Raw genomic sequence first — 23,015 nt, forward strand, 5'->3', positions numbered from 1 at the left:
CTTTCCATTTTCCAGTACAACTGACATTTTAATAATGAATAAACAGCTCAATATCGGTATTATAGGTTACAAATTCATGGGCCGTGCACACAGCAATGCGTGGCTGAAAGCGCCATTATTTTTTGATATTCCCGCTCATCCGGTACTCAAAGTTGCCTGCGGAAGGCAGCAGGAATCGGTATCAGATTTTGCTCAAAAATGGGGCTGGGAGGAAACTGAGACGGATTGGAGGCGACTTATTGAACGCCCCGATATTGATGTGATCGACATCGCATTACCCCAAAATCTACACTATGAAATTGCACTCGCAGCGGCCAAAGCGGGGAAGCATATATTTTGCGAAAAGCCGCTATCAATGAGCAGCCGGCAAGCTGAGGAAATGCTGAAAGTGTGCGAAGACAATAAAGTTGTCCATTATCTCAACCATAATTACCGGAGAGTACCCGCTGTTGCACACGCAAAAAAGATGCTCGAAGACGGTAAAATCGGCCGCATTTTTCATTGGCGTTGCTGTTACCAGCAAGACTGGATCGTGGACCCGGAATTTCCGCTTACCTGGCAATTGAAAAAGGAAGTGGCTCAGGCCGGGCCGCAATGGGATTTGAATTCACACGCCGTCGACCTCGCGCATTTTCTGGTGGGCGATATTTCGACTGTTTCCTGTTTAACCTCCAATTTCATCACTGAACGTCCGATTGCTAATGAAAATTCGTCGGGAAATTTGTCCGCGGAAGCATTGGGAAGTGAAAAAGGCGAAGTGACTGTGGAAGATGCGGCTCTAATGATGGTACGTTTCAAAAACGGCGCTGTCGGCTCTTTTGAGGCAACGAGGTTTGCTACGGGCAGAAAAAACCGACTTTCCTTTGAGATTTATGGAAGTAAGGGCAGTCTGGTTTTCGATATGGAAAAAATGAATGAGCTACAATACTTCTCACTTGCAGATCCGGAAGGCGACCAGGGATTCAGGACCATATTGGTAACCGAATCGGCGCATCCTTATGTAGGTAACTGGTGGCCGGCCGGGCATATTATTGGCTACGAACATGCATTTGTGCACGCAGTTGTGGATTTTGTAAAAGCGGTGGAAGAAAAAACGCCTATCAGCCCGGACTTTTCTGACGGTTTGAAAATCATGCAGGTATTGGAAGCCGGACTACAATCTGCTGAATCAGGTCGGCAAATTCTTTTATAACAAAAACAAAACCGGGATGAACAGGCGCAAACTCATGAGAAAAACAGCAGCATTTTTGATACAATGCATTCTTATATTAATGTTGATGCCAGGTTCATCCCAGGCTCAAAAAAGCGTTTTTCGGAAGGATAATCTGATCGCCTGGTGTATTGTCCCTTACGATAGCAAGAACCGGGGGCCGGTGGAGAGGTCGGAAATGCTTAATAAGCTGGGGATTAAAATGCTGGCTTATGACTGGCGTGAAAAGCATATTGCAGAGTTTGATGCTGAAATGGAAGCGCTTAAAAAGCACAATATCAAATTGCAGGCATTCTGGCTGCATTCGGGATCAAATCCGGAGAATGACAAAACGCTGCCTATCATACTGGACGTTTTGAAAAGGCACAATATCAAAACAGAGATCTGGTGCATGATCGCCGGGATTAAGGATCTCGATAAAATGACGCAACAGGAAAAGGTCGAAGCGCATGCAAAACCACTGACGTATATAGCAGACAGGGCGGCTGAGATTGGTTGTAAAGTGGGCGTTTACAATCATGGAGGCTGGTATGGAGATCCTGTAAATCAGTTGGAATTGATCAAATATGTGAACAGACCGAATATTGGCATCGTATATAACCTGCATCACGCCGAAGCTGACCTCGAAACTTTCCCCAAATTTTATCCCAAAATCCTGCCGCATTTGCTGGCAATTAACCTGGCTGGCTTAATAAAAGGTAATCCGGTTAAAGTGGTACCGGTTGGTCAGGGCGACTCGGAGCTGGAAATGATGCGGATCATTCATAAAAGCAGCTATCGTGGTCCGATAGGTATTATCAATGAGGAATTTGCGCCGGATGCAGAAGATGGATTGAAGATTAATATGGCGGGTTTGAAAGAGATATTGAAGGAGCTGGGAGATGAGGAAGGATTGAAAAGCTATTGAAATAAAAAGATTTAATATGATATAATGAATATAGTCAGTTATCGTTGACTGTTTATATTCCTCTTAATCAAATCCTTGGCCTCATGAAAAACATTATTCTTTTGCTCTGTCTTGGCTTTGTGGTAACAAGCGGCTGTAAACGATCTGGGCCCGCCGACCCCGAGTCATTTGAAATGCCTTATTTTAATCAGGTCAATATTATTTTTAGGGAAACTCAAATTCAATGCCTGCTGGATCATTGGTATGCGGAAACTTACAAAGAAGAGCAGCCGATCGTGTTCCGGGTAATTAATGATGTTGCGGCTTACAATGCATTTTTCAGCTGCAAACCTGGTTCCATAGTCAGAACCATAGATTTTTCTAAAAATTCTCTGTTGGTAGGGATGAAAGCTGATCTGGGAAAACCGGTTAATTCGCCGGTCAACATTCGTAAAATGGAGCAGAATCTTACTCAGGAAGCGAATGGGGATTACTTATTACAAGTTACCGTAACCGGCCGCCAAGGAGGATCAGCGGGAGGCGGCGAATGGTTCGGCTTTGCCTCGCTGGTGCCAAAAATTCAGAATGATGTGAAGTTGGAGATGAAGTATGAGTTTGATTGAGCTTTTAAGGCAGATGCTCTGACATTGTATCAGAAACGAAAAAAGGCGCTAAAACTAGCGCCTTTTGTAATCGTGGGAGTTGAGGGATTCGAACCCCCGACCCTCTGCTTGTAAGGCAGATGCTCTGAACCAACTGAGCTAAACTCCCTTTTCCCCGTCGTTTGGGAGTGCAAATATGTGCGACTAATTCTTCCTCTGCAAATATTTTAGACAAAAAAATTAAAAAAACTTGCAAATAACTGAGAATCAAATACCAATCATTCGAAGTTTAAATACAGTGTCACGGTATGTGTGGACAGTTTATTAATGCCGGAACCGATAGAATTTTTAGAAGGCTGAAACATATTCGTTAATCCATGAGAAAAACGAAGCTCCGGCGCAAACTTGAAGAACTCGAAAAACTGCTCATAACCTACACCATAATCTATTGAAAAATCGGTCGATTTCGTGTCCAGGCGCGAAGAGTTACCCCTACTTCTTTTCACATTCGTCTCAATTCCGAGCGTTACCCCGGCGACCATATACATTCTGGAATTGACGCGGCGGAGCGATTTATATTTAAGCAGCAAAGGCACTTCGATCCAGGTAGACTCCCGTTTTTCGACTTTGTCCGTACCATTTGGATAACTGAACTTAACCTGTCGCTCATACAAAGAGACCGATGGAGTAGTGCGCAGGTCAAAATGTTCGGTTAGGAATGCATTAACGGTAAAGCCCATGCGGAACGAAGCCTGGGTAGGCGACTGGATCACAAACGCCGAATCCTTTGCCAGGAAATCACTATTATGCTTGATATTAAATCTGGTAAAAGGCACCGCAAACAAAATCCCGTAATGGATTGGCTTGTCGTCGTAGTATTCCAGGTGTTTCCTTCTGTAACCAACACCCTGCGCCTTAATATCCTGCGCCGCGACCAATAGCAGCAGCATTCCGAAAACTATTTTTGCCCGATGTAAATGGAGCAGATCCCGAAGGTGAGTGATATGCATTTGGTATTAATAAAACCTGCTTTCTTATAAATTTCAAGGAAGGCTTCTCCATCCGGAAACGCCTGGACCGACTCCGGCAGATAAGTATACGCTGCGCTGTCCTTTGAGACGGTCTTTCCTATGATTGGTAATATGTATTTGAAATAAAAATTATAGAACTGCTTGAACGGGAAGCTGCGCGGCTTGGAAAATTCCACGACCACACAATTTCCTCCTGGCTTCATCACGCGGTTCATTTCTGTCAACCCTGCCAGCAAATTCTGAAAATTGCGTACTCCAAACGAAACGATTATGGCGTCAAAATAATTGTCTGCAAAAGTCAAACTTTCCGAATCGCCCGTTTGAAGGGATATAATGTCCTGTTTACCAATTTTAGCGATCTTTTCCCGACCAACTGCAAGCATTCCCTCCGAGATATCGACTCCAATAATTTTGTCAGGATTCAATGCCAGTGCCTCGATCGCGAAATCGCCTGTACCAGTGGCAATATCCAGAATAATCTTTGGCTGCTGTTTCCTCAGCAATTTGATCGCTCTTTTTCTCCAATAGATATCCACACCCGCGCTGAGGACGTGGTTCAGCAGGTCGTATTTGGGAGAAATATTGTCAAACATTTCTGCCACCTGCTCACGTTTGCTGCCTTCTTTGTCTTTATATGGTACTACACTCATTTCGTTTTCGGTAAATACAACTATGAACAAATCTAACAGATAATTGCGGTTCCGCGTTTACGGGCCGAGCTATATTACGGTAACTGGTTGACGAAAAGCGTAAACCGGCGTCTAAATAGGTAGATGGTCAATGCTAAAACCAATACCTATGCGACAATTATATTCCACTTTCCTGGCAATTTTTTTAACGGTCACACTCTACGGACAACCGGCTTCTAACCAGTATTCAACGAACGGTATTAGTGGCAAAAAGAGTTACGATCGAAAAGCAAAGCATCCTGTATTTGTGAACCTGCGCGGCGGTATGACGCAGTTTTTTGGTGAATTGAATGAACAGGATATGCAAACGGTGGTCGGGGTGAGTTTGGGGAAATGTTTGAAAAAAGAGTTTGCTATTCAAATAGATTACAATGCAGGTAAAGTCGGAGGCCAGAAATCGCGATTTTTCAACTCCTATTTTATCAATGAGTTTAATACAATTGAACTGCTGGCAAAGTGGGATTTGACGGAACAATTTAACAGGCTGGAACCCGGTCCGCTGCATTTGACAGTTTATGGAGGGTTTGGGCAAATCTATTTTTCTGCAAATGCATTCGATCTGGACAATAATGAAATTGTGCGGTTCACGAATAGTAAGTTAAGCGCACGAAATCCGCTTTTTCTGCGCTGGGGACCTGCAAGTGGCCCTCGGGGAATTAAGAAAACGCGGGAAGGTATATTGCCGGTCGGCACTACTTTGGAATTTTCCTTGTTGCCTGCTATGAAATTGAGCATCGATTACCGGTTCTATTTTGTGCGGACTGATAAAATGGACGCCACTTCGGGCCAGAGGCTGCTCAACCCGGAAGAAGCCGAATCTTATAGTAACACGCCCAACGACAAGTTCAGCTTTCTTTCATTTACTTTGAATTGTAAATTTGGGAAGCCAAAATAGCCAGAATATAACATCAACAAAATGCCATTTAACACCGTTAACTACAAGCTTTATCCGTCCTTACTGAACTGTTATGATCGCTTTGAAAAAGGCTATCTGACAGAACAAGAGCTGATTAACAGAGTTAACCGCGTGCCGACTCCGCAAACCGACGCGCAGAAAAAGGGAGTGTCTTTTGAAGACGCTGTGATCAAGGGTATTGATGAAGAAATGTTCGACCCGGAGATCCTGTCACAAGTCCGGGCGTTGCTCCCGCGCCCGATGTTACGCACTCAATTTTACTGCGAATATCAACTCAACGATGTGTTACTTTATGGTTATGTGGATGTTTTGGGAAAAATGTTAGCCGTAGATATTAAAACAACAAGCAACTATAAACCAGGCAACTACGCAGTAAATCACCAGAATTTTTACCTCCCAGCATTACGCCCGAAAGGTATCCGCAGCCTGCGCTACATTATCACTGATTTTACCCAGGTGTACGAAGAAGAATACGACCACTCCCTCGACCTTTCCCAACAAGAAATGCAGATCAAATCGTTTTGTGATTTTCTTGAAGCACACCGGGCGGAGATTACGGATCGGCGGGTTTTTGGGAGTTAGTTTGTCCAGATTTTCTCTTCTTTTAGACAGTTCTGTAAAAATTCTTTCGCCGACACTTCCGAATAATCTGCCACAAATCGTTGCGCACAACTCGCATTGTTAAATTTCGCCTGCGTTCCCAGCATTAACTCCGTTCCCGCGGAGTTAGTTACAAAAGTCTTGATACAAACAATTTCTTGCCCTTCTTCATTACAATCACGGTGGAGGCAGATTTCGGTTTGAGTTTCTGGGAGGGCGATGATTTTGAAGTTCATAGGATGTATAGTTTTAATTGGTTCACAAAGATAAGCATGCCACCCAGAATACAACGCATTCGTTGTGTAAATAGTGTAAATTTCCCTTGTCCTTTATCCGATATGGAAAATGATGCTTTACTAAAACAGCTTGGACTTAGAATACGCGAACTGCGTAAAGCAAAGAATATTACTCAGGCAGAGCTCGCTCATGCAATAGGGAAAGATCAGCAATCCATCCAGCGATTAGAGGCAGGAAAGATCAACCCGTCGTTTCTTTACTTACACGAAATTGCAATTGGCCTAGAAATGCCAATTCACGAGATCACGCAGATACCTTCATAAAGCTTAAAATAGCTCTTCTTAGTTTAGATATGTGCCCAAAAACTAAACTTACCATTTTCTTATTTTAGTTTTGAAGCCAAAATCTAAACTAAGTAAATTTTTAGTTTAGATTTACATCACTTTTCTAAACTAAGCAATTTGTTAGTTTAACTTTTGATGTCATGAAGAACTTTAAAGCAGGCGGGGTCACCAACCAGGGTTACTACAAAAGTTTTCAACCCGAAAACATAAATCGCGATTGGCAAGTAGATGATATGCAGCTACTTAGTCTGCTAAGCAAAGCCGACAGAGACCTTGGACGATTGGATATGTATTCTGAATACGTTCACATTGACCTGTACATTCGCATGCACATCGCAAAGGAGGCTACCCAATCATCCAAAATTGAGGGTACGCGAACCAATATGGAGGAGGCTTTTCTGGAAAAAGACGAAATTTCAATGGAAAAACGCGATGACTGGGAAGAAGTGCAAAACTATATCAGCGCGATGAATGAGGCTGTAAAACAATTGCAGACGCTCCCATTTTCGTCGCGGCTTATCAGGCAGACCCATAAAATTCTGCTTCAAGGTGTGCGAGGCAGGCACAAGCAGCCAGGCGAATATCGTACGAGCCAAAATTGGATTGGCGGGGCAAGTATCAACGACGCTGTATTTGTACCACCGGTTCATACTTCGATTGCAGACCTGATGTCGGATATTGAAAAATTTGCGAATGACGAACTCAATCCTTTACCTGATCTGCTGAAAATTGGGCTTATTCATTATCAATTTGAGACGATTCACCCATTTCTGGATGGAAACGGTCGGGTTGGCCGATTGTTGATTACACTATATCTCGTTAATAAAGGAATACTTAAACAGCCGATTCTTTATTTGTCGGATTATTTTGAGAGAAACAGGACTTTGTATTATGATAATTTGATGCGCGCGCGGACACACAACGATATTAATCAATGGTTAAAGTTTTTTCTGGTCGGTGTTATTGAAATCTCTAAGATAGGCGTGAAGACCTTTGATGGGATTTTGCAGCTAAAACGAAACCTTGAAATCAAACTTCAATCTTTCGGCACACGCGCCGCGGAAGCCAAGAAAATTGTAGAGTACCTATATGAGCAGCCGGTTATAGATGTGGCCAGAATTGAAGCGATTACCAGTAAATCGAAGGCAACTAATTACAAGCTATTAGCTGATTTTGAGAGATTGGAAATACTGCAAGAGGTTTCAGGTGGGCAGCGGAATAAGCTGTATGTCTTCAAAGATTATCTCGACTTGTTCCGGTAGTTGAAGCATTCACATTTGCTTCAAAACCAAACAAAAAAGCCGCTGCGATTGCTCGTAGCGGCTTTAAGTTGTGGTGATGGACGGAATCGAACCGCCGACACAAGGATTTTCAGTCCTTTGCTCTACCGACTGAGCTACATCACCAGGCTCAATTGGTTCCCTTTGGGACTGCAAAACTAGAAGTTTGGTTTTGCTTTACAAATTATTTGTGAAAATATTTCCGCGATATTATCGTGCCCATAAGTATTGAGCTGAAAATCTTTCTGTTACAAAATCAACTTCATATTTATTTTAAAACCATTTGCTTCAAAATACATTTTTGCCATATTTGCTATGGTATGCTTGCATACTAATTTACATGCAGATTACCATTTCTTATATGGCAGTATTACAGCAAGTTATCTTTATAGTTCTCCTTGCAGGCGTTTCGTGGCTGGTTTACAGGCGGGCGAATCTGATCCGGCGAACTATATTAATTGGCAAAAATGAGGACCGTACCGATGAGCCGGGAAAACGTCTGGCCACGATGCTACGTGTCGCATTCGGGCAAAAGAAAATGTTCGACCGGCCGCTGATCGGCTTCCTGCATTTTGCCGTTTACATCGGTTTTATATTGATCAATATCGAAGTCCTGGAAATTGTGCTGGATGGAATTTTGGGTACCCACAGGATTTTCGCGCCTACACTCGGAGGATTTTATTTGTACCTGATCGGCTTTTTCGAAATACTTGCATTCGGCGTTCTTACTGCGTGTGTCATATTTCTAATACGAAGAAGCGGCGTAAAAGTGGAAAGATTCCAGCCCGAAAGACACCGGGAAATGAACGGCTGGCCGCAGCTCGACGGTAAAATAATCCTCGTTTTTGAGATTGTTTTAATGCTGGCAATCCTGACCATGAATGCAGCTGACAGCGTTTTACAGGAAATGGGAAATCCGCATTATGCGCAGACGGGCAGTTTTGTGATCAGTCAGTTTTTTAAACCTTTATTCACCGGCTGGAACGAGAATACCCTTGTGATCTACGAGCGTTTTGCGTGGTGGTTGCACATTGCCGGGATTTTCGCTTTCGCGGTTTACCTCACCTACTCAAAGCATTTGCATATTGTCCTCGCTTTCCCGAATACCTATTATTCGAGGCTGTCGCCAAAAGGGAAAATGAACAATATGCCAGAGATTACCAGCGAGGTGAAAGTAATGCTGGGGCTGGAAAATCAGAATACAGAATCAGTAGTGCCGGAGCGTTTTGGGGCGAAGGATGTGATGGATCTGAGTTGGAAAAACCTGATGGACGCGTATTCCTGCACAGAATGCGGCCGGTGTACCGAAGCGTGCCCTGCCAATATCACTGGCAAAAAGCTATCGCCGCGCAAGATTATGATGGATACCCGCGACCGCCTCGAAGATGTGGGCCGGAATATGCAGGCAAATGGCGGAGAATTTGTGCCGGATAACAAAGCCCTGATCGGCGATTATATTCTGGAAGAAGAGATACTGGCTTGCACTACCTGCAATGCGTGCGTGCAGGAATGCCCGGTACTGATTAATCCGCTCGATATTATTTTACAATTGCGGAGGTATAAGGTAATGGACGAGGCGCAGGCGCCAGGTTCCTGGAATATGATGTTCCAGAATCTGGATACCAATCAGGCGCCGTGGAAATTTTCTCCTGCAGATCGTTTTAACTGGGCCGAGGGAGTTAAGTAAGGCTTTTAACTGGACTAAACGTCCTGGATTTTATGGATCAAGAAGTATATAAAGTACCTACAATGGCCGAAATGGCTGCCAGCAATGAAACGCCCGAAGTTTTGTTCTGGGTAGGCTGCGCCGGATCTTTTGACGATCGCTATAAAAGGGTGACCGTGGCTTTTGTCAAGATATTAAACAAAGCAAAGGTGAAATTTGCTGTACTCGGCACGGAGGAAAGCTGCACAGGCGACCCTGCGCGGCGGGCTGGAAATGAGTTTACATTTCAAATGCTCGCGATGTCAAACATTCAGGTGCTTGATATGTATGGGGTTAAAAAGATCGTAACTGCCTGCCCGCATTGTTTTAATACTTTAAAAAACGAATATCCCGAGCTGGGCGGCAATTATGAAGTGCTGCACCATTCGGAATATTTACAGCAACTTATTGACGAAGGAAGAGTGAGGCCTGAGAATGGGGAAACTTTCAAAGGCAAAAAAGTCACTTTTCACGATTCGTGCTACCTCGGTCGCGCGAATGACATTTATGAAGCGCCGAGACACGTTTTGGAAGCGCTGGACGCGGATTTGACCGAAATGAAAAGGTCCAAAGTAAAAGGACTTTGCTGCGGAGCGGGAGGCGGACAGATGTTTAAGGAACCCGAAAAAGGAAGGAAAGATATTAATATCGAGCGGATAGAAGAAGCGCTGGCTACCGGCGCAGACACTATTGCAGTAGCCTGTCCGTTTTGTATGATTATGATGACCGACGGGCTTAAAAATAAAGAAAAAGAGGATTCAGTGAAGATATTTGATATTGCCGAACTAGTCGCGCAGGCAAACGGGCTCTGAGTTTGAGGGTATTCTTGAGAACTTAGTCGCTCCGGCTGTTGTTGAAAAATACGAGCATAATGCTCTTTTAATTTGCTTAACATTTGTAGTATGTATATTCCATTTAGCGATATCGATCTTCAATCCAGAGTTTGGGTTTATCAGGCAAACCGAAAACTGACCGACTCTGAAACCGGCATTATCACAGAAACTTTAAAAGCATCTCTGGATTCCTGGGAAGCACACGGAAAGGCGCTGACAGCCTCTGGAAAGATATTTGAGCACCGTTTTGTAGTAATTGCGGTAGACGAAAGGAATGAGCTACCGAGCGGCTGCTCAATCGACAAATCGGTGCATTGGTTACAGGAAATAGGGAATCGCATGCAAATTGATTTCTTCGACAGGTCACTTGCCTATTTTGACACCAATGGAGAAGTACAGACCATACCTGTTGCCAAAATAAAAGCATCGGTGCAGGATGAAATCATTCAGCCTTCCACAACTGTTTTTGATCATCAGATAGTGACCAAAGCGCAATGGATGAACCGCTGGAAAATCCCGGCTTCCAATTCCTGGCTGAACCGTTATTTCAAAGAGCAGACCAATTTTTAGTAAAAATGGATAGTTTTGGAAGTTCAATCGCCGATCTCAAATGAAGTTTTCCGGAATTTTTGCCGTTTTATTGCTTTGCCTGTCTCTGGTTTCCTGTGATGATAGTATTGTTTATAAAGCACATGAAGATATTGATGACGGACTTTGGTATATCAAGAACAAACCTTCATTTAAAGTAGAGATAACGGACACCACGCAGGTCTACAATCTGTATTATTTGCTGAGAAACACACTTCAGTACCCTTATTACAATCTATATCTGACCCGGAATTTCACCGGCCCTGATCAAAAACTGATCTCTAATACGCTGGAAGAAGTGTATTTGTCCAATGAAGTTACCGGCAAACCTTACGGCCACGGACTAGGCGATCTTTTTGACCATAAAATACCTTTCCTGAAAAATTACCGCTTTTCGAAAGCTGGCATTTACACGATCACCCTATCACAATCGATGCGGCAAAATCCGCTTCCTTTCGTAATGAGCGTAGGTATTAGTGTTGAAAAAGTTAAAGCCAAAGAGTAATTACTAAACCGTGGGCGCATTGCCGGGATGAATTGGAGAAGTGCTTTCCGGTTTCTTTCTTGGCTTGTTACGGTACCGCCGGTAAGGCTTTTTCTTAAACTCCTGAACCGGTTGCTGCCGCTGAATTTCTTCTTTTTCCTCTGCCACCTCGTGTACCGGCTCGCCGAGTAGAAAGCCGTAAGGTTCAAGGCTTGGAATTGTGTCCATAATTACTTTCAGAATCGCTGTTACCGGCAATGCTAAGATTAATCCGGAAAGTCCCCAGAGCTGCCCGCCCAGAAATAAGGCGACAATTGCAGCCAGCGGATTCACACTTACTTTCGACCCGACTATATTAGGTGTAATAAAATTGCCTTCCAGAAACTGCACAAAACTCATAATACCGATAACACCGACCGCGTACCAGGGAGAGTCCATCGTGACAATACTCAGTAATGCAGGCAGTACCGAGCCGATCAGAATGCCGATATAAGGTATTAAAATAAGGAACCCGGCCAGGAAACCAAAGAAAATAGCGTGGGGAATCCCGAGTAGCAGCAAGCCAATGCTATTTAAAACCCCAACTATTAATATTACCAGGAAGAGACCCGACAGGTAACTCTGGATCACTTCATAGATTTTTCTCAATAAGAGATTCAAATCCTCATTCGGAACATTCTTCACTGCTTTATGTACGAACATCCTGAAAAAGTCGCGGTAGAGCATGAAAAAGAAAATGTACAGCGGGATTAAAACGAATGTGGAAATAGCGCCGGTTGTCGTTACAAGCGTATTTAACAAGAATGCGCGGCCTTCGGTCAAAGCATTCACCAGATATTTCTTTCCTTCACTTACCTGCTGGGTACGGCTGATATTGAGGTACCTCTCCCCCATTGCCAGCGTCTGGTCCATGATAATCTCCGCTTTTTCGGTAATGCGCGGCAGCTCTTCGGCGAAGCTGCCGATCTGGATCGAAACGACGTATAGCAGGATCACGATGACGACAAACAGGATCAGGATACTAATCAGAATTGCGCCTATTCGTGGTACCCTGCGCCTTTCCAGCCACGCACAAACGGGGTAGAGCAGAATGGCGAGAAGAATGGAGAATGCAAGCGGAATGATTGTTTCGCGAAGCACAAAAAGAATGTATACCGTCGCGATGAGCGCAACGAGTGTACTTGCTAACTTTATGTAAATCGGGGTTTCTCTATCTTTGTCAGGAAGAGGGCGTAATGTTGAACTCATGAATAAATTAATGTATGTATGGTTTGCTGTCAAGACACTGTTTTGTACCTGCCAGTCGGATCACAAAGTCAACAATTTCGAGAAAGTACGGTCTCAATACAAAATTAGCAAAATAGGCAAGCTTCCCAGCCTGATATCTGAAAGTTCAGGCTTGGCCAGGTCCAGTAACGAGCACATTTTCTGGTCACATAACGATAGCGGAGGAAAGCCAGCGCTTTACGGATTTGATCTTAATGGCAAACTTGTTTCAATAAAAACCATACCGCAGGCAAAAAACGTCGACTGGGAAGATCTGGCAGAAGATAAGGTCGGGAATATCTATATTGGTGATTTCGGAAACAATTCAAATACCCGCTCCAATTTGGAGATCTACAAGTTCAGTACGCTTGACTCCACTACCCAGGTGATCAAATTTAAATATGCAGAGCAGCAACGGAATAAGAGCCGCATTTTTGACTCAGAAGCATTTTTTCATCATAAAGACAACCTCTATCTTTTTTCCAAAAACTGGGAGAAAGGTGAGATTGTGAAAATGTATCAGCTTTCTGACAAAGCCGGCGACTATACGGTAAATGCGTCAGACAGCATTCCGGTTGACAGCCAGGTTACTTCCGCAGATATTAGTCCCGACGGTAAACGATTTGCATTGCTGACTTACGGTAAAGTGCTCTTGTTTGAAGTCTCCGGTGAGGGTATTAATTTTAAGAAGCCGCTGGGTTGTTTTCGTTTGGTAAAAAAGCAGAACGAAGCGATCCTTTTTTTGAACAATACCGATATGCTGGTTACAAATGAGCAGGGGGATATGTACCGCATTACTTATCGTTGATATTAAGTTTGTGTTAATATTGGCGGGACGCATGTAATCTGAACATCACATATTCTAATTTCGAACCGCGTTTTAATCATAAAAACAATGAGCACCACGAAATCCGCTGTTTCAGCACCGAAAGTACTAGTAGTGGATGATGATTCAGATATCGTTGAACTCCTCGAATATAACTTAACTAAGGAAGGCTACTCTGTTCAAACAGCCTCAAATGGCAGGAAAGCTATTGAGACAGCCAAGACATTTTTACCCGATCTGATCCTTCTTGATATTATGATGCCGCAGCTCGACGGTATTGAAACCGGCCGGATCCTGCGTCAAAATCCTGATATTAAAAATACTTATATCCTGTTTCTGACTGCACGCTCGGAAGAGTATTCTGAGGTAGCTGCATTTGACGTGGGCGCTGACGATTATATTACAAAGCCGATCAAGCCAAGAGCTTTGATGAGCCGCATTAATGCATTGTTTCGCCGGGAAGCTCAGAAAGCTGAGTCCGGAGATACGATCGAAATCCTGGACTTGTCCATTAACCGCAAAAATTACACGGTTACGCAGGCTGGTGAAAAAGCAACGGTACTGCCTAAAAAGGAGTTTGAACTGCTATTCTTTCTGGCACAAACGCCTAATAAAGTATTCAGCCGGGACGAATTATTGCAAAAGATCTGGGGCGCGGATATTTATGTCCTGGAAAGAACGGTGGACGTACATATCAGAAAGCTGCGCGAAAAACTGGGCGATAACTATATTAAAACGCTCAAAGGAGTTGGTTACATGTTCAGTAACGAGCCCGCCTGATCATTTTTCAATAGTAGCGGGGTCAATTTCGGGCTCCTCGTCTTTCTGCTTGTTTTTGTCACGTTTCCGACGAAAAGCCAGCTTGATATTCACTTCTCCATTTTCATCAATAGCCCTGAGGAAAATCTTGGATCCGCCTTTTTTCTCTTCATTATTAGGGTCAAGAACGTAGGTAGAATCCCGCTTTTTCAGATTACTGAGCGGGATTTGAATATTAATATCCGTTTTATTCCCGAAGCTGTAAATACCGTCGAGGTACAATGTGACCACATTGGATTCGATCTCCATAGGGTCGATTTCTATCTCCTGACCTCGCAGCCGGATATCATTTCGAATAGGCGCAAACTTGACGCGCTCGAAATTCCGCTTTTTGAAAATCAGCTTTTTCATTTTCATGAAGGGCTCAAAATCAATGATATAACCATTTGTAAGATCAAAATGCAGATCGCCTTTCATAGACGAAGGAATCAGTCTCACATTGTTATTCAAATTGGCTTCAAATTTGAAATCAGTATTGAGGATACCTTTAAGATTGTCGCTTGTAATCGTTTTTTGACCGAAATTATCGAACGAACTAAATACCGAATGCACATCCGCATTTGAAACCCTGCCGCTCACTGCCAGCCGAGGCTGCCCTTTTCCTGAATTGTCCATCACGCCTGAAACCCGGAAATTTCCACGTCCAAATGCCTTCATGACGAAGTATTCGATCGAAACGGCGTTTTCTTTAATAGTAAACTGACCCTTCACATCGCGCGCTGTAAAAAGCCGGTATTGCAGTTCCTTTGCATCTAATTTAGCGACTACCTCCATTTTGTCGATCGCATTGTCGAGCAAATCAGCAAGTTTGAGTTTCTGTCTTTTTTTCGTACTCACATTCGTCCTGGCGGCAAAAAGGCTTTCCAGCCAGGTCACCTTCCACTTGGGAATGTTAATATCCACATTGGCGCGCAGTGGCTTCGGAGAACCGAACAGATAAGGGATCAGATCCAGCAGCTGGCCGCGCAGATAAAGCATATTGTGCCCATCATGGAAATGCAGATCCTTAAAAACCACCGCTTTTTCATTAAATGTAAAATCTCCGTTGATCCTGGACAGCTTCACCTTTCGGGGTACATAGTCCATCGCAATATTGTTGAGAGAAGCTTTTCCAATTATCTTCCCGTCAAACCTATCCTTTGCCGAATTATAGAAATTTTTCAGGCTTCCGTTAAAATGGAAGTCGATCTTCGCTGTGCCGGATTTGAACTTATAGCGCGTCTCGTCAAGTAATGCGCCTAGGTTAGTGGAATCTGCATCGATTCTACCATCCAAAATTGCTCTCGGGTTCTCGAAATTTTTAACCGAAAATTTGAATGCGAAAGGGATTTTTTCAAAAAGCCCGGTAACCTTGGGAGCAATGAGGGTTGAGTTCCAAATTTCAGGAACGCGCGTAGTATCCGCCTGATTGGTAAACTTTCCGGAAGCTTTCAGATTTCGCAGAACACCCACCGGCAACTCGTAATTGAATGTATCTGTTTCAAATTCAACATCTACCCTTGCCTTATTCTGTGACGCCAGCTGGCCTATTACCTTCACCTTCGTGTCCACCTTCGCCTGAATTCCAAGCGAATCAATTTGGTTTCTCAATCGCTTGGTTAACAGCGGCACAGCATCTTTTACTGCAATTTTATTAGCCGTAAAATTCATACTGAAATTTCTGATCGTATCGGAAAAATCAAAATCTCCCGTGATCCCTATCTTATCGTGGGTAGCACTTTCAAGGATCGAGGGGTGGATTTTTAATTTCTTTTCATCAGAATCGTATGCGAGTGCCAACGCGATATTAGTCTCCTGATTTACCAGGAATCCACCTTTTTCGGGTTTGAATGTAAGCCCTTTAAACAAAACAGAACCCGCAAAGCTGGCATTAGTAGTAGTATCTGTCAGCGTGATGATATTGGTAGCATCATGGAAAAGCGCGCCATAGTATTTCTTTTTGACCGAATCAGCAAAAGCGACACTGAAATTGATAAATCGCAGGTTTCCAAGTTTATCCAGAATATCCCCGTTCCCTTCCTTTTTATCCTTCTTCTTATTATTTCCGGATTGAAAAATAGTGAGGTTGGAATAACCGTCGCGCATCGTGAACATATTCAGCGAACCATCCTGCAACACGAGATTTTTTACCCGGATATTTCCTTTATAAAATCCTTTCAGATCAAGGGCAACATGCAGCAGCTCGGCTTCCAGAAAGGGTTTATTATGCTTTTGATAGAGACTATCGGTCAGCCGTACTTTCGACAATGTAAAGTTCAGCCCCAGTCCGCCGTAAAAAGGCCGGAATTTGAAATCTCCTATTTCGAGATTTCCATTCAGGTTTTCATTCACTATTTCCTGTACACTCCGGAATATTTTTTCTCGGTTACGATACACCCAGATTTCGACAGCAGCGAAAATAAAAATAGCGCAAAGGGCAACGATCCCGAAGATTTTTAGAACTCTTGCAAACATGAACCGAGGGGTTTAACGCAATACTTGACAGCAGGCATGGATTGAGCCGACCCTGCTACCATATACGTTTATTAATAGTGTGCCAGCTTCTATGCATCAACCAAGTCTGGTTACTTAAAGGTTCATCTTCGCTATTCAAGGCAAAAAATCGTAGTTTTGCGGACTCTTAGGAGATCAGAATACACATAAATCATATTGCTGCAAAATGCTACTGAGCGAACAGGAAATATTGCGCCGCCAAAAGCGGGAGGATTTAATTAAGATGGGCATTGAGCCCTACCCGGTTGAGGAATTCGTGGTTGATACTTATGTATCGGACATTCTCAAAAATTACGAGAACAACAAGATAGACTATAAACGCGTGTCAATGGCAGGCAGGCTGATGGGCTTCCGGATTATGGGAAGTGCCGCATTTGCTGAATTCCAGGATAGCTCAGGGCGCATTCAATTGTATTTTCGCAGAGATGATCTTTGCCCGGGAGAGGACAAAACGCTTTATAATACTGTATTTAAAAAGTTGCTGGATATCGGCGACATTATCGGTATTGTCGGCTTTGTTTTCACGACTCAAACCGGTGAAATATCCATTCATGTTCAGGAATTCAAGATTTTGAACAAATCGCTGCGCCCGTTGCCTGTGGTAAAGCGCGACGAAGATGGAAATGTATATGATGGATTTACAGATCCCGAGCTGAGGTACCGCCAACGCTATGTGGACCTGATCGTAAATCCGGACATCCGCGATATTTTTATCAAACGCGCCAGGATTATTACGACCATGCGCGCTCATTTTGATTCCAATAACTGGCTCGAAGTGGAAACGCCCGTGTTGCAGTCGATCCACGGCGGTGCAGCAGCGCGCCCTTTTACAACGCACCACAATGCATTGGATCTGGGCCTGTACCTGCGCATTGCGACTGAACTGCATTTAAAAAGACTGATAGTAGGCGGTTTCGAAGGTGTTTATGAGTTTGGAAAGCTATTCAGAAACGAAGGTATGGACCGGACGCACAATCCGGAATTCACGACGGTTGAGCTTTACGTTGCCTACAAGGATTATATCTGGATGATGAAAATGACCGAGGAGCTGCTGGAAAAAGTAGCGCTCGCTGTCAATGGAACTACCAAAGCTACATTCGGAGACGTGGAACTTGATTTTGCCGGACCTTACCCAAGATTGAGCATTACCGATGCGATCCTGCAATATACAGGACTGAATGTGGACGAACTTGACGAAAATGCGATCCGCGAACAATGCCGGCAGTGGGGAATGGAAGTGAGCGAGAGTATGGGCAAAGGCAAACTGATCGATGAGATTTTTGGTGAAAAGGTGGAGGAGCATATTATCCAGCCTACTTTCATTACAGATCACCCCGTCGAAATGTCGCCGCTTACCAAAAAACACCGCACCAAGTCGGGAATGGTTGAGCGTTTCGAACTTTTTATCAATGGAAGAGAAATCGCAAACGCATACTCGGAGCTAAATGATCCGCTGGAACAGCGCGAAAGGTTTGAAGATCAGCTTAAACTGAAAGAACGCGGCGATGACGAGGCGATGGAAATGGATGAAGATTTCCTGCGCTCGCTGGAATATGGAATGCCGCCAAGTTCGGGTATCGGTATTGGAATTGACCGGCTCACAATGCTGCTCACTAACAATTCGAGCATTCAGGAAGTGATATTCTTCCCCCAAATGCGCCCGGAGAAGAAAGCTGAGGTTGCGAAAGAGTCAGACTATGTCGATGCTGGCGTGCCCGCTGTGTGGATTCCTGCTTTGCAGAAAATGAATATCCTGACGATCGAGCAATTGAAAGGCGCCAATGCAAACAAGATCTTCAATGATCTGGGCGGAATGCGGAAGAAGCTGAAAATAGACGAAAAAATGCCGCAGCTCGACGACGTAAAGTCCTGGGTTGAATAAAGTGAACAGGTTAGAAACTAGAAATGCCGCTCTCTCGAACGGCATTTTTGGTTTCATGCAAAAAAAATACAGTTATATCTTTTTTACCTGTACAGCGTTTAGTCCTTTTTTTCCTTCAACGACTTCGTATTCTACTTGGTCATTTTCACGGATTGTAAGTCCTCCTAATCCTGTCACATGGACAAAAATGTCTCTGTTTGTGTCGTCTTCAACGATGAAGCCGTATCCCTTAGCTTCATTGAAAAATTTTACAGTACCTGTTGGCATAATGTTGAAATAAAAAAATTGAAATAAGGTGAAAACACAAGAGAATTGTAAGCGTTTCAATAGAAACTAGAAGTGGCTTTACCAAATAATTGAGGGAGGCTCAACCCATTAGCAAAAGAAATTTTGGCAATTCTTGTTAAGACATCTTGATTATAATGAACAACTTACAAAATCTTTAATCACAAAGAAACAAAAATTGTTTGTAAAACAATTTATTTGCTTAAAGAATTTGCAAATTTAAGAGTTAGCGGTATTTTGCTTCACCGGCTCATTCGATAAAAAACAATCTGTTTGGTTGTTAATGCCCTTCAAAATTGTTAACTATGATCTAATAATCTAAAAAAGGCATGAACAAGCTTCGCTACTACGTTGAAGATCAGATATTTGGGGTTTGTGCGAAACTCGGGGAACGGCTCAACTTTCCTGCCAGCAGTATCAGGAAGTATTTTATTTACGCCACATTCATGACCTTCGGCTCGCCGATTATTCTATATCTGGTGCTTGCATTCTGGATGGAGATCCGCCAGCATTGGAGAAAGCACAATAGCCCTACGATCTGGGAGTTTTAACCGTTTCTTCTTTGGGATTCACGCCCGAAAGCTGGTCAAACCGGTGCTTGCCACGGACGAAATATTCCCACACAATACTCTTATAGTACAAAGGCGCCCGGTAATTATTCCGGGGAGTACGCTTCATGAGCGACGGTATCATTCTGTAAAACGCTAGATGCGCGCGCAGAATCGCGAATACGTCGGGCCACGCGCCAGTTGCCATAAACCGAACACTCGACAGGCCGTCGAGTACCAGGCGGATCAATACCGTTTTCCAGCGCCTTCCCTTTGGAAGGTTTTTGAAAAGCATGATCAGATTATTACGGTAATTCAGGAAAGTTTTACGGGGGTTTGACTTGTGCAATGTGCCGCCACCGACGTGATAAACCGTTGATTTCCCACAATATGTGATTCGATATTGCATATTCAGCAGCCGCCAGCACAAATCGATTTCTTCCATATGCGCGAAAAAAGTCTCGTCAAATCCGCCGGCTTTGTGAAACGCGGAAGCGCGCACGAACATACAAGCTCCTGTTGCCCAGAATACGTCGCCTTCATCGTCGAACTGGCCCAGATCTTCGTCACGGGTATCAAAAATCCTTCCTCTGCAAAACGGATAACCGAGATAATCCATAAAGCCGCCTGCCGCACCGGCGTATTCGAAGTGGGTAGGGAGATCGTAAGCGCGGATTTTGGGCTGACACGCTGCTATGCTTTCATCGGAATCCATAAAAGCGATTACGGGGTCGATCCAATTAGGAGTGACCTCGATATCCGAGTTTAGTAAAATATAATAATCTGCTTGAATGTGCCTCAGCGCTTCGTTGTAACCACCGGCATAACCCCTATTCTCATTGATTGACAATGTTTTAATGGTCGGAAAATGCATTTCTACCCAATCAAGCGAATGATCGGTTGAAGCATTGTCCGCTATCCAGATATCATAGCCTCCGGAATACTGTTGAATATTGGGAAGAAATTTTTCGAGATAGTGTTTTCCGTTGTAATTCAGGATTACGATCGCAACCGAAGAGGCCATTGAGAGCAATTATTTCATAAATCCGCTCAAATCCAGCCCTGGGATATTGGGTAATACACCCTCTGTCGCTTTTTGTAAATGCGCTTTGATTTTAGGTTCAATATTATCAAATGCCCTGTTCACAGCGGCTACAATCAGATCTTGCAGCATTTCCTTATCGTCCGGCTTAATAAGATCCTGATCGATATCCAGACTGATAAGTGCCTTTTGACCATTAACTGTCGCTTTTACCAGGCCACCGCCCGATTCCGCAGTTTCTGTGATAGTACTCAGCTGATCCTGCGCTTCTTTCATGCGGGCTTGGAGATCTTTCATTTTCCCCATCATACCCATCATGTCTGCCATATTTCCAAACATATCTAAACTGTTAAGTGCCAGCGTCTAAAAATTTCTTAAAAGACTTCTACCTTAAAAGCATAAAAGTACCACTTTTTTCAACTGTTTGGTTGATGTCATCTACGAAAGTCATTTTGTAAACATAAGATCCGACTGGGGCATTTTCACCTTTAATGGTACCATCCCAACCAGTATTAATATCCTCCGAATGAAAAACAACCTGGCCCCACCTGTTCATTACTGAAAACGTAAAAGCTTGAAGTTGTGTGGATTTTGCCTCCAAAACATCGTTATAACCGTCCCCGTTCGGGCTGAAAGCATCAGGAACAAATACTCCCGCACTTCTGCGGTAGTTGATAATATTGGAAAGGCTCTCAAAATCTCCGTCCGGGGAAGTAGCGCGGATCTGAAAGTTGTATTCAAGATCGCTTTGGGCATTCAGCTTGATCGTATAATTGGTATTCAGTTGGTTCGGAATAATTGTAGAACCGCTGGATGCAATCTGATTTACTTCATAACTACTCACTCCCTCAAGAAGTGGTGATTCAGGCGACCAGACTAATGTAGTTAGATTTTTCTTCAATAACATGGTGCAGAAAGGCTGCGTTACAGGAAGTTTTTGTCCACAGGAATTCTGATAATTGAGGCGGTAGCAATACGAAGTTTCACTGGTTTTTACATCAGGATCTGAATATTCATTCTGATTGTATAAAGTGATGATCTTTCGAAATGTGGGAGTCCCGGATTCCGCTTTTTCAATAGAAAGGTCATAAGTGCTGTTTGGTCCGGCGCCGGGTACATTTGCTTTAATCACAACAAGATTATCTCCGGAAACCGACACAGATGCCTGCAAAATTGGTCTTGCCGTAGAAACCTCGGTTTTCACACCCACGGGAGCCGAAGTTGATGTTACATCTTTTATCTTGGCAATTACCTGGTATTCCGAGTAGCTACCGCACGCAACATCTTCATCTGTGTAAGTTATTTCATCAATGGAATTAAAGGTCTTTATCAATGTGCCGTCCCTAAGCAGTTCATAACTTACAAAATCTCCATCGGCAGGATATTTGTTCCAGGTCAGTATGTTTTTTCCATCCTCAGACTTGCCGGCTAATGTCATGCTATTAATAGGTTTACTATCAGTCAGTCCCTGGCAGAGATCCTGAGAAGCTAGTTTCACCTGATAACTTTGACCAACATTTACATTATTAATATCGAACGGCTGCAAACCACCTGAGGATCTTTTTCCTGCGGTTGCAAAAGTGTTCCCGTCAGTACTGTACTTGATCTCGGTAGGAATTGCAGTAACTCCCAGATAGTTCACCCTGAGAATACCTCCGCCAAGCATTTCAAGTGATTTTACGGAAATATCGTTTAGCTGAGCTTGCTGGAAAGATATGGGAATAGAAGTAACTGCCCCCTGTGCACAGGATTTGCCTACATGCAACCCAGTAATGCTGACTGTCGGACTTGTACTCGTATTCGTATAATTATGTTCTAGAATGTAACTGTCACCTTTCGCCCAAAGAGCACTTGTGCCATCGCCCCAATCAATTCTCGCCTGGTCATAACCGGTAATAACGAGGTCTTCTGCTAGGATAAGTGTTATTTTTCCACCTCCACAGGAAGAATAGGCAGCAGTGAGCGGACGGCTTTCATAAACGGTAATTGTTTTACACGCATATACTTTTCCTTCTGCGACAACTGCTTGCTGCAGTAAAGTATATACCCCACGATTCCTATAAGTGACGGAAGAAACTTCTTGAATAGGCGGAGTATTTGACCGTCCATCGTAAGCAGCAGCATAGGTGAGGGATAACGGATTTGGAAGTGTATTCGTAATACGCACTGTGAGTGGTGCACACCCCTCAGAATTATCTACTTCAAACCCGCCCCCGCCGCGGTCACAAAGACCTTGCGCATCGGCGTTGGTTATCAGTAAGTTGAAGAGCAAAAATACAAATGAAGAAAGAGGTAACAGTAATCTCATAAGTGTGCAATATTTAGCTTCGGCTATTAAAGACAATCAATTAACACTGAGTGGTATGGAATGAAATCGTGTCGGGGAGATTCTAATGTAAGCGTCACAATTTACGCAAATAATTAACGGAAGAGTCTGGAAACTATTATC

Annotated in this window: 24 protein-coding genes and 2 tRNA genes; 15 read left to right on the forward strand and 11 right to left on the reverse strand. The window is 43.6% G+C overall.

Features of this window, described 5'->3' with window-relative positions; genetic code table 11:
- Positions 1 to 34: 34 nt before the first annotated feature.
- From KOD92_RS18165 to KOD92_RS18175, 3 genes are all read left to right on the forward strand, one after another.
- A complete protein-coding gene (locus KOD92_RS18165; RefSeq protein ID WP_215235011.1) occupies positions 35 to 1,192 on the forward strand; it encodes a Gfo/Idh/MocA family protein in 1,158 nt (385 codons plus the stop codon).
- 34 nt (positions 1,193 to 1,226) lie between these two features.
- The gene (locus tag KOD92_RS18170; protein WP_229254741.1) at positions 1,227 to 2,117 is read left to right on the forward strand and encodes a sugar phosphate isomerase/epimerase family protein; all 891 of its coding nucleotides are present in this window, start codon (positions 1,227 to 1,229) and stop codon (positions 2,115 to 2,117) included.
- Positions 2,118 to 2,200: 83 nt separating this feature from the next.
- Entirely contained in the window at positions 2,201 to 2,719 is a 519-nt protein-coding gene (locus KOD92_RS18175; RefSeq protein WP_215235012.1) for a hypothetical protein, read from the forward strand.
- A 73-nt stretch (positions 2,720 to 2,792) separates the two neighbouring features.
- On the opposite strand, the gene KOD92_RS18180 is transcribed toward KOD92_RS18175, so the two are convergent.
- From KOD92_RS18180 to ubiE, 3 genes are all read right to left on the reverse strand, one after another.
- Positions 2,793 to 2,867: transfer RNA gene (locus KOD92_RS18180), tRNA-Val, on the reverse strand.
- A gap of 109 nt (positions 2,868 to 2,976) precedes the next feature.
- Entirely contained in the window at positions 2,977 to 3,648 is a 672-nt protein-coding gene (gene porT / locus KOD92_RS18185; protein ID WP_229254742.1) for a type IX secretion/gliding motility protein PorT/SprT, read from the reverse strand.
- 8 nt (positions 3,649 to 3,656) lie between these two features.
- A complete protein-coding gene (gene ubiE / locus KOD92_RS18190) occupies positions 3,657 to 4,379 on the reverse strand; it encodes a bifunctional demethylmenaquinone methyltransferase/2-methoxy-6-polyprenyl-1,4-benzoquinol methylase UbiE (RefSeq protein WP_215235014.1) in 723 nt (240 codons plus the stop codon).
- A gap of 148 nt (positions 4,380 to 4,527) precedes the next feature.
- Between ubiE and KOD92_RS18195 the strand changes: the two genes are divergently transcribed.
- A complete protein-coding gene (locus KOD92_RS18195; protein ID WP_229254743.1) occupies positions 4,528 to 5,313 on the forward strand; it encodes a hypothetical protein in 786 nt (261 codons plus the stop codon).
- Between the two features lie 21 nt (positions 5,314 to 5,334).
- Positions 5,335 to 5,916: a hypothetical protein gene (locus KOD92_RS18200; protein ID WP_215235015.1), complete on the forward strand. Its 582-nt coding sequence runs from the start codon at positions 5,335 to 5,337 to the stop codon at positions 5,914 to 5,916.
- Here the strand turns inward: KOD92_RS18200 and KOD92_RS18205 are convergent.
- A complete protein-coding gene (locus KOD92_RS18205; protein ID WP_215235016.1) occupies positions 5,913 to 6,170 on the reverse strand; it encodes a hypothetical protein in 258 nt (85 codons plus the stop codon). The two genes, KOD92_RS18200 and KOD92_RS18205, sit on opposite strands and share 4 nt — an antisense overlap.
- Positions 6,171 to 6,206: 36 nt before the next feature.
- On the opposite strand from KOD92_RS18205, the gene KOD92_RS18210 reads away from it, so the two are divergent.
- Positions 6,207 to 6,494 carry a helix-turn-helix transcriptional regulator gene (locus tag KOD92_RS18210; RefSeq protein WP_229254744.1) on the forward strand — a complete coding sequence of 96 codons (288 nt, stop codon included), beginning with the start codon at positions 6,207 to 6,209 and terminating at the stop codon, positions 6,492 to 6,494.
- Between the two features lie 161 nt (positions 6,495 to 6,655).
- Positions 6,656 to 7,777, forward strand: a complete 1,122-nt coding sequence (locus KOD92_RS18215) for a Fic family protein (RefSeq protein WP_215235017.1) — start codon at positions 6,656 to 6,658, stop codon at positions 7,775 to 7,777.
- Between the two features lie 71 nt (positions 7,778 to 7,848).
- Here KOD92_RS18215 and KOD92_RS18220 read toward each other — a convergent pair.
- Positions 7,849 to 7,921, reverse strand: a tRNA-Phe gene (locus KOD92_RS18220).
- 235 nt (positions 7,922 to 8,156) lie between these two features.
- Here KOD92_RS18220 and KOD92_RS18225 point away from each other — a divergent pair.
- The 4 genes from KOD92_RS18225 (at position 8,157) to KOD92_RS18240 (ending at position 11,426) form a co-directional block, all read left to right on the forward strand.
- The gene (locus KOD92_RS18225; RefSeq protein ID WP_215235018.1) at positions 8,157 to 9,482 is read left to right on the forward strand and encodes a (Fe-S)-binding protein; all 1,326 of its coding nucleotides are present in this window, start codon (positions 8,157 to 8,159) and stop codon (positions 9,480 to 9,482) included.
- Between the two features lie 32 nt (positions 9,483 to 9,514).
- Positions 9,515 to 10,312, forward strand: coding sequence for a (Fe-S)-binding protein (locus tag KOD92_RS18230; RefSeq protein ID WP_215235019.1), 798 nt, complete (start codon positions 9,515 to 9,517; stop codon positions 10,310 to 10,312).
- A 90-nt stretch (positions 10,313 to 10,402) separates the two neighbouring features.
- Entirely contained in the window at positions 10,403 to 10,903 is a 501-nt protein-coding gene (locus KOD92_RS18235) for a hypothetical protein (RefSeq protein ID WP_215235020.1), read from the forward strand.
- 40 nt (positions 10,904 to 10,943) lie between these two features.
- The gene (locus KOD92_RS18240) at positions 10,944 to 11,426 is read left to right on the forward strand and encodes a gliding motility lipoprotein GldH (protein ID WP_215235021.1); all 483 of its coding nucleotides are present in this window, start codon (positions 10,944 to 10,946) and stop codon (positions 11,424 to 11,426) included.
- A gap of 3 nt (positions 11,427 to 11,429) precedes the next feature.
- Here the strand turns inward: KOD92_RS18240 and KOD92_RS18245 are convergent, their stop codons facing one another.
- Positions 11,430 to 12,653, reverse strand: coding sequence for an AI-2E family transporter (locus tag KOD92_RS18245; RefSeq protein WP_229254745.1), 1,224 nt, complete (start codon positions 12,651 to 12,653; stop codon positions 11,430 to 11,432).
- Between KOD92_RS18245 and KOD92_RS18250 the strand changes: the two genes are divergently transcribed.
- Entirely contained in the window at positions 12,652 to 13,479 is an 828-nt protein-coding gene (locus tag KOD92_RS18250; RefSeq protein WP_215235022.1) for a hypothetical protein, read from the forward strand. The genes KOD92_RS18245 and KOD92_RS18250 overlap by 2 nt on opposite strands.
- An 87-nt stretch (positions 13,480 to 13,566) precedes the next feature.
- Entirely contained in the window at positions 13,567 to 14,277 is a 711-nt protein-coding gene (locus KOD92_RS18255) for a response regulator transcription factor (protein ID WP_215235023.1), read from the forward strand.
- On the opposite strand, the gene KOD92_RS18260 is transcribed toward KOD92_RS18255, so the two are convergent.
- Positions 14,278 to 16,770 (reverse strand): AsmA-like C-terminal region-containing protein, encoded by a 2,493-nt coding sequence (locus KOD92_RS18260; protein WP_215235024.1) that lies wholly within the window; start codon positions 16,768 to 16,770, stop codon positions 14,278 to 14,280.
- A gap of 205 nt (positions 16,771 to 16,975) precedes the next feature.
- Between KOD92_RS18260 and lysS the strand changes: the two genes are divergently transcribed.
- Positions 16,976 to 18,691 (forward strand): lysine--tRNA ligase, encoded by a 1,716-nt coding sequence (gene lysS / locus KOD92_RS18265; protein WP_215235025.1) that lies wholly within the window; start codon positions 16,976 to 16,978, stop codon positions 18,689 to 18,691.
- A 72-nt stretch (positions 18,692 to 18,763) separates the two neighbouring features.
- Here lysS and KOD92_RS18270 read toward each other — a convergent pair whose 3' ends face one another.
- On the reverse strand, positions 18,764 to 18,958 hold the full coding sequence (locus KOD92_RS18270; protein ID WP_026629450.1) for a cold-shock protein: 195 nt from the start codon (positions 18,956 to 18,958) through the stop codon (positions 18,764 to 18,766).
- A gap of 347 nt (positions 18,959 to 19,305) precedes the next feature.
- Between KOD92_RS18270 and KOD92_RS18275 the strand changes: the two genes are divergently transcribed.
- A complete protein-coding gene (locus tag KOD92_RS18275; protein ID WP_215235026.1) occupies positions 19,306 to 19,527 on the forward strand; it encodes a PspC domain-containing protein in 222 nt (73 codons plus the stop codon).
- Here the strand turns inward: KOD92_RS18275 and KOD92_RS18280 are convergent.
- From KOD92_RS18280 to KOD92_RS18290, 3 genes are read right to left on the reverse strand one after another with little or no spacing between them, the layout of a single operon-like run.
- Complete coding sequence (locus KOD92_RS18280; protein WP_215235027.1) at positions 19,508 to 20,548, reverse strand: glycosyltransferase family 2 protein; 1,041 nt, start codon at positions 20,546 to 20,548, stop codon at positions 19,508 to 19,510. The genes KOD92_RS18275 and KOD92_RS18280 overlap by 20 nt on opposite strands.
- A gap of 9 nt (positions 20,549 to 20,557) precedes the next feature.
- Positions 20,558 to 20,905, reverse strand: a complete 348-nt coding sequence (locus tag KOD92_RS18285) for a YbaB/EbfC family nucleoid-associated protein (RefSeq protein WP_215235028.1) — start codon at positions 20,903 to 20,905, stop codon at positions 20,558 to 20,560.
- 46 nt (positions 20,906 to 20,951) lie between these two features.
- Positions 20,952 to 22,874 carry a T9SS type B sorting domain-containing protein gene (locus KOD92_RS18290; RefSeq protein WP_215235029.1) on the reverse strand — a complete coding sequence of 641 codons (1,923 nt, stop codon included), beginning with the start codon at positions 22,872 to 22,874 and terminating at the stop codon, positions 20,952 to 20,954.
- Positions 22,875 to 23,015 lie beyond the last annotated feature (141 nt).

The organism is Dyadobacter linearis (assembly GCF_907165045.1).
Lineage (GTDB): Bacteria > Bacteroidota > Bacteroidia > Cytophagales > Spirosomataceae > Dyadobacter > Dyadobacter linearis.